Origin of the sequence: Clostridium sp. CF012 (genome assembly GCF_018861755.1) — a bacterium.
Lineage (GTDB): Bacteria > Bacillota > Clostridia > Clostridiales > Clostridiaceae > Clostridium_AD.
The window spans coordinates 83,885-90,387 of record NZ_JAHLEF010000018.1 but is presented as its reverse complement, the minus strand read 5'-3'; the positions used below and the strand labels follow the sequence as shown (position 1 = coordinate 90,387).

Below are 6,503 nucleotides of genomic sequence, written 5' to 3'. Positions count from 1 at the left end.
GGTATCTAGGAGCTCTTATTACCAATACCTTAATAAGAAACCAAGTAGTAGAGAAATTGAAAATATAAACATAGGAAAAGTGATTATGGATATCCATATAGCCAGTAAAAGCCGATATGGAGCACATAAAATAAATGAGTCATTAAAGGAAGTTGGCATAAATATTAGCATAAAAAGGACTCAGAGATTAATGAAGAAACTAGGGATAAAATCTATAATAATAAGAAAATACAGACCATCATCATCTAAACGGAAAATAGAAGAACAAGAAAACATTTTAAAAAGAGATTTTAGCACTACTACAATAAATGAAAAGTGGGTAACAGATATTACTTATATTCACACAATTAAAGATGGTTGGTGCTATTTAGCCTCAGTTATGGATCTGTATACCAGAAAAATAATTGGTCATGCAATGTCTAAATCTATTGATACTACCCTTGCTCTGCAAGCTGTAAAAAACGCCATAAAGCTTCAGAGGCCGACAAGGCCATTGATCCTCCACAGTGACTTAGGATGTCAGTATACAAGCTCCGCTTTTAAAGAATATATATTAAGCATCGAAATTATTGCCCATTCTTTTAGTGGTAAGGGCTGCCCTTATGATAATGCTTGTATTGAATCTTTCCATGCCTCATTAAAAAAAGAAGAAGTTCACCTTGTTAATTACTATGATTATAACGCCGCACGACTGGCGATATTTGAGTATATAGAGGCCTGGTATAATATAAAAAGAATACACAGTAGCATCGGTTATATATCCCCTCAAAAATGTGAAGATTTAGCTAGGACAACCGCATAAAAAGTTCAACTTTTTGTGTCTAAGATATTGACATAGATCCAGTATTCCATACGCCCCATTAAATTTTAATTGTATTTTACCATCTATGAAACTCACTTCTACACTACCATTTTTCCAAGATGTGCATACGGCTTGTATTAGTTTTAAGTCACATTTACCATTTGATTTCCACTTGGCTTCAATAAAACTTCTCCTGTCTTCAATTTTATTTAAAGGATTAGTTTTTATTTTTAAAACTGTTTCATAAATTGGTAGAAATTCCAATGGTATTGTATCAAACCAATAACTGTCATCTAGTTTTCTCATATCATTTTTTATATCAGTTAATGAAATTCCACCACTTTTAAAGATTTCTTGTAACCATAAGTCCTCTCTATATACTTTGTGCATATTATTTATTAAATTATCTTTATACAACATTAACCACACCTAATATTGCGACTTCCTCATTTAAGATAGGGATATTAATGTTACCACCATTTATAGTTAAGGTTGTATAGTCAGCTACACCTATAGTATTTAGGATTACATTACCAATTTTTGCATAACTAACATAATCTTGTTTAAAAGCGACCTCTTTAAGATAAGTAGCTATATTAATTTTTAAAGAGTTTGTAATATCTACAAGTGTGTAATTTGTTTCTTCTTGTATATCTACTAAATCTATATTTATTAATTTACTTGTGGCACTTACTACCGTACAGTATGCTCCAATTGGTGCTTGACCTGAACCAGTTCCCCATGTACTCCATTTACTTGTAATTGAATCATATATTCCTTTTGGGTCTATATAATTTTGTACACTTGCAACAACATCTGTACTAGCCACTTGTTTGTTAGAATCTATAATTATTAATTTAACAGTTTTGTCACCATTCCAAAGAGGAATAACTTTAGCATCTCCAACCCCTGTTTTCTCCTTTGCCCATTTTAAATAATGATATTTATTCCCACTAGTAGGTGCAACCTGTAAAGCTTCGTAATATCTCGCTCTAATACTATCATCTGTTTCTTCCTCAAATCCGTCATAACTTGATAAAGGATTATTGCAAGTTATTATCCCTGCTAATGTAACTGGGAATTGAGTTATACTATTTGCTCCTACGTTTCCATTTATTCCACCAATGAGTGCTTCTACTTTTACAATAACAGTACCCACAACTGTAATACTTTCCAGTGATTTAAATTGTATATCACTACTTGTAGAGAACAAATCTCCTATTACTATATTCCCATTTCCTGTAATAGTTAAATTTGCTTTAGCTTTATTAGATATTTTTCTAATAATAGCTTTTCTTTGTAAAACATATTTTGTTAATTCATCTCCCACCAATAAATCTACATCTAATTTATTAAATAAATTTGCTAGTTCTAACCATAAATTTTTACTTTCTATGGCAAAACTTGTAACTATATCGGCAGTTGGATTTCCTACTGTTTTTTCATAACTATCATCAATATTTCTTAGCATTTCTGTAGTTATATTAGGCACTGTTTTATTTTCAAACATATCTTATCACCTCACCTCTTATATTTTTTGGTTTATAGGTAGAATAGAATTATTCATAAGAGTTACATCAAATCCTACAGTTAAAGTTCTTTTCTCATAAATAATTGTAAAATTTTCTATAGAACTTATATATCTATGTTTAATCAATGATTCTTTAATCTCACGCTGCAACTCTGCTAACATAAAAGCATTTGGTTTCTGACCAATTAAATCTTCTATATTGCAATAAAAATTGGAATTTGTATAAACATTATATTTATCTTTATAAGTCATTAAAGTTAAACATACCCACTGTTCTATAGTTTCTAACTCCGTGGTTTCCTTTACTTTCCCAGCCTCAACTATAAATTTTTTATTTGCAAAATCAAATTTAAAACCTCTGCCCATTTTTACTAGTTCTGTTTCTTCTACTATGACTTCATCATAATTCTCTAAAATAAAATCTTCTTCAATATTAATTGTGGGGAATATACTATCTTCCATTTACATCACCACCTTATCCACTATGTAAAATATTTGTTCATCTACATTAGGCAATACCAAAACTTTATCACCAACCTTTAATATATCTTTAAATGTAACCTCTACATTAGTTATTATATTAGTGTCTGTATTTTTTATAATTGCATTTCTTTTATAATTTTCAACTAAATTACTACATAAAAAACAATTAGTATTATCAAGCATTACTTCATTTCCTAAAATTCCAATCTTTAGAGGTGTAATAGATAACACTGTACCTATAACATTTCCTATAATTTTTGCATTATTTCTTTCTTTAAAACTCTTTGCAAACTTTACACCATAATTCATATATTATCACCTACCATTCTAATGTTAATGAGCATTTCATTTGACCATTTTCAAGTGTACAATTTGCACCTTTAATATTATACCAACCATTTAATCCCATACTTATTATTTTTAATCCTATACTTCTATTTGCCTTTATTTCTTCTCCACCCTCTATTACAACTATATTTAATGTTGTATCTCTGAATACTTTATTGTTTTCTTTTAGAAAGTTATTAGCTATATTCTTAGCCTTACTTTCATCCTTTTTTTCAACTGTTAAAACTTCTTGCAATCCACCATAGATTTTTATATTATTTGGACTACTTACACTTGCTAAAACTCTATTACTTTTTTCTTCATTACTAACAACTATTACTTTGTTTTTCATATCTTCAATAGACGAGTTTACCTGTAAATCACTTGATAATATAAATTTAGGAAATATTTTATATTCTGCTTGTTTTCTAATATAAAGGGTATCTCCAATCATTTCTTTTATAAATTTTGTACCTAACTCTAATGTAGCAGTTTCTAAAATATCATCAATTATTGAACTTATAGTTTGGTCTTTATAAATTTTATTTATAATAGTAGTAATTTTAACTTTTTTAACTGACTTGGTTTTTGTATCTTTTACCACATAATCTATTTGCACAACATTACACTTGATTCCAAACTTTGAGCATAGTTGTTTTATTGCATCACTTGAATTTATTTTGTTAAATTGAATTACGGTTTCATTTTTATTTAAATACCACCCATAATCAAAACAAGTATAACTGTAAGTTAATTTACTTTTAGTTTTCTTAACTAATATACCTGTAAATGCTACCTTAGAATTTATTTTTAGTTGTATGTGTGTTCCTTCTACTAAATCAAATAAACTCGCAAAACTTAACTGTATGCCTAATGTATCTTTATCACTAGACCAGTTAATTCCATTACTCTTTAGTAATATATTTATCCACTTTCCACCAACGAGTGCTATTAATTCATATTTCATTTTTTCACCTACCCAGCCCTATATTCTTTGAAATCTGCACTAAAAACAAAATCCAATTGATGATTATAGTTCCAATCTAGCTTTTCGCAAGTCATTATGATATTAATAACATCTACATCACCCACACCTTTAAAAATAAATCTAATAGGTATTTTAGTCACCATACTTTTTTTCATTAGTGATATAATTCTTCCACTATTTTTCCAGTCACCCTTACAAAATGAGTATTGGTGACAAGGGAGCATACACCCCAAACTAAAACTAAAATTTCCTGCTCCATTCAGTAAATTATATTCACCATTATTAAACGTATCAAATTGTTCGTTTTTAGCCGATTGTGAAAGTGTAGGAAACTCTTCTGGAATATTTGTAAAACGATATACTTCTTTTCGGTCTATTGTTGATATATATATTTCTGCTGACTGATTTGTCATATAGCCACATCCCTTCTATAAAAATAAGAGTGACTATATAAGCCACTCTTTACATATTTGATAATGCTGATTCAATTTTATTCCATACGTGATTACCTATGGAATCTGCATATTCCTCATTTCCTATTACATTGCCTTCTATAGTTACATATACTTTTACATCACCTTTACCACCTAATGCCTTAGTTGTATTACTAGCAGTTGATACAGTATCCCCTTTGTTGAGATTAACAACTTCTGCTCCACGTTCTCCAACTAATGTTGCACCACCCCAACTATATTGACTTCCTAATGCATTTGCAGGTATACCTTTGTGTGCATTTTTAATAGCACTACCTGTTGAAATTGTTTCTTTTCTAGTAGCCAAAGCATCATAACTTCTACTTGCACTAGTTCCTTGTGGTCTTGTTAAAGAAGAATAATCACCCATTTCATACTTTGCAATTAAGCCTACTTTGGCTCCAGGCAATTTATTGATAATTCCTATCATTTTATTTATATTATCTATAAATCCATTTGCCATTCCTTTAAAAATATTGCCTATAAAAGTTCCAACATTAGAAAATGCGTTCTTTATACCAAAACAGAAATCATCGGCTTTAGTTTTAACAAAATCCCAATTCTTCCACAACAAAACACCGATTGCTATAACACTTCCTATTGCCAATACTAACCAACCAAAAGGAGTTAATACTAAAGTACCATTAAATAGTAACCATGCTACTTTACATATGTTTATTACTGCACTTAATGCTGATACTGCTTTTACTGCAATATAAAAACTTCCAAATACTATAGCAAAATTTTCTATTGCGTTTCTGTGTTCTATTAAGAAATCAACAACCTTTTTAAAATAACCAAAAATTTTCTCAATCATTTTTCCAATGTTATCTACCCACTTTGCAATATTTCCTTCGTTTGCTATAAGCCATGCACCAACACCATCTGCTACTTTCCCTAATGTTCCACTTTGAGCATCTACAATGCTTGTACAAGTATTTTTAAATCTATTTTTAATTTTCTCCCACTTTGACCCAATAGTATTTTCCATAATTTCGAAGGCTTTATCTGTCATACCTGTACTATCTTTAACTTGTCCTAATCCATCTTTAAAATCCTTAAATCCTGCTCCTGTAAGTACTAAAGAACCTGTAAGTGCCCTTACATTTCCGAAAAGTTTAGCCATTTTCTCTGAACTTCCACCAGTTTTCTGCTTAACATCTTCCATGAATTTTACAAACCCTTTAGATTTTAAACCTGAAGCACTAAAATTTAATCCTAATTCTTTAGCGTATTCAGACGCTTCTTTAGAAGGTTTAATTATACTTGTAAACATACCTTTAAGTTGTACACTTGCTTCATCGGCTTTTATACCATTTTTAGTTAATGCAATTATTCCTGCGTCCAATTCATCAATTGACACTCCCACTGCTTGTGCAACTGGGGTTACACTTCCTAAACTTTCTGCCATTTCTGCAACTGTAATTACACCTTTATTTTGAACTACAAGCATTTTATCTGCTATTTTCCCCATTGCTTCACTACCTTTAAGTCCGTAGACATTCATGGTCGCCATAAGAACTTTTAGGGCAGAATTAGAATCTGTAAACCCTGCTTTTGCAAGTTTTGCAGATATTAAAGATGCCTGTAGTGAATCTTTTGAAGCAACACCCGAACTTATAGCGTGCAGATGCAGGGAGTATATTACAGTATATATTTTTAATTTTATCTTCTTTTGTATCCCATTCTTTTAATTCATTTTGAAATTTAACCATTCCCCATAATTCAGCTTCACAATTAAGTCGTTCTGTCATATTTGACATTTATTCATCACCTCTTATAGTAAATTTATACAATACATATTCAATATTGTATAAATTACTTTATTAACTTTATCTTTTTCAACTATCACTGAACGATTATTGTACATATCATGCCTAAAATGTGATTTTTGAAACT

General features: G+C 30.0%; 9 protein-coding genes. 1 reads left to right on the top strand and 8 read right to left on the bottom strand.

All coding sequences use genetic code 11. The annotated features are described in order from the left end of the window. On the top strand, positions 1–802 hold an 802-nt coding region (locus KPL50_RS15990; RefSeq protein WP_216299539.1), incomplete at its 5' end, for an IS3 family transposase. On the opposite strand, the gene KPL50_RS15985 is transcribed toward KPL50_RS15990, so the two are convergent. Genes KPL50_RS15985 through KPL50_RS27110 form a run of 8 tightly spaced genes read right to left on the bottom strand, consistent with a single transcriptional unit; the run spans position 782 to position 6,367 of the window. After that, on the bottom strand, positions 782–1,222 hold the full coding sequence (locus KPL50_RS15985; protein ID WP_216299538.1) for a putative phage tail protein: 441 nt from the start codon (positions 1,220–1,222) through the stop codon (positions 782–784). The genes KPL50_RS15990 and KPL50_RS15985 overlap by 21 nt on opposite strands. Then, positions 1,212–2,312 (bottom strand): baseplate J/gp47 family protein, encoded by a 1,101-nt coding sequence (locus KPL50_RS15980; RefSeq protein ID WP_216299537.1) that lies wholly within the window; start codon positions 2,310–2,312, stop codon positions 1,212–1,214. The genes KPL50_RS15985 and KPL50_RS15980 overlap by 11 nt, the downstream gene beginning before the upstream one ends. Positions 2,313–2,330: 18 nt before the next feature. Continuing rightward, complete coding sequence (locus KPL50_RS15975; protein WP_216299536.1) at positions 2,331–2,795, bottom strand: DUF2634 domain-containing protein; 465 nt, start codon at positions 2,793–2,795, stop codon at positions 2,331–2,333. Continuing rightward, complete coding sequence (locus tag KPL50_RS15970; protein WP_216299535.1) at positions 2,796–3,125, bottom strand: DUF2577 family protein; 330 nt, start codon at positions 3,123–3,125, stop codon at positions 2,796–2,798. Positions 3,126–3,135: 10 nt separating this feature from the next. After that, complete coding sequence (locus KPL50_RS15965; RefSeq protein WP_216299534.1) at positions 3,136–4,110, bottom strand: hypothetical protein; 975 nt, start codon at positions 4,108–4,110, stop codon at positions 3,136–3,138. 8 nt (positions 4,111–4,118) lie between these two features. Further along, entirely contained in the window at positions 4,119–4,544 is a 426-nt protein-coding gene (locus KPL50_RS15960; protein ID WP_216299533.1) for a hypothetical protein, read from the bottom strand. Positions 4,545–4,593: 49 nt separating this feature from the next. Continuing rightward, positions 4,594–6,180 (bottom strand): phage tail tape measure protein, encoded by a 1,587-nt coding sequence (locus KPL50_RS15955; RefSeq protein WP_309245189.1) that lies wholly within the window; start codon positions 6,178–6,180, stop codon positions 4,594–4,596. Next, positions 6,140–6,367, bottom strand: coding sequence for a hypothetical protein (locus KPL50_RS27110; RefSeq protein ID WP_253200659.1), 228 nt, complete (start codon positions 6,365–6,367; stop codon positions 6,140–6,142). Before KPL50_RS27110 ends, KPL50_RS15955 begins: the two co-directional genes overlap by 41 nt. Positions 6,368–6,503: the final 136 nt, after the last annotated feature.

Coding starts and splice junctions, on each gene's coding strand:
- KPL50_RS15980 (WP_216299537.1), bottom strand. CDS start 2,312: ATGTTTGAAAATAAAACAGTGCCTAATATAACTACAGAAATGCTAAGA.
- KPL50_RS15965 (WP_216299534.1), bottom strand. CDS start 4,110: ATGAAATATGAATTAATAGCACTCGTTGGTGGAAAGTGGATAAATATA.
- KPL50_RS15975 (WP_216299536.1), bottom strand. CDS start 2,795: ATGGAAGATAGTATATTCCCCACAATTAATATTGAAGAAGATTTTATT.
- KPL50_RS15960 (WP_216299533.1), bottom strand. CDS start 4,544: ATGACAAATCAGTCAGCAGAAATATATATATCAACAATAGACCGAAAA.
- KPL50_RS27110 (WP_253200659.1), bottom strand. CDS start 6,367: ATGTCAAATATGACAGAACGACTTAATTGTGAAGCTGAATTATGGGGA.
- KPL50_RS15970 (WP_216299535.1), bottom strand. CDS start 3,125: ATGAATTATGGTGTAAAGTTTGCAAAGAGTTTTAAAGAAAGAAATAAT.
- KPL50_RS15985 (WP_216299538.1), bottom strand. CDS start 1,222: ATGTTGTATAAAGATAATTTAATAAATAATATGCACAAAGTATATAGA.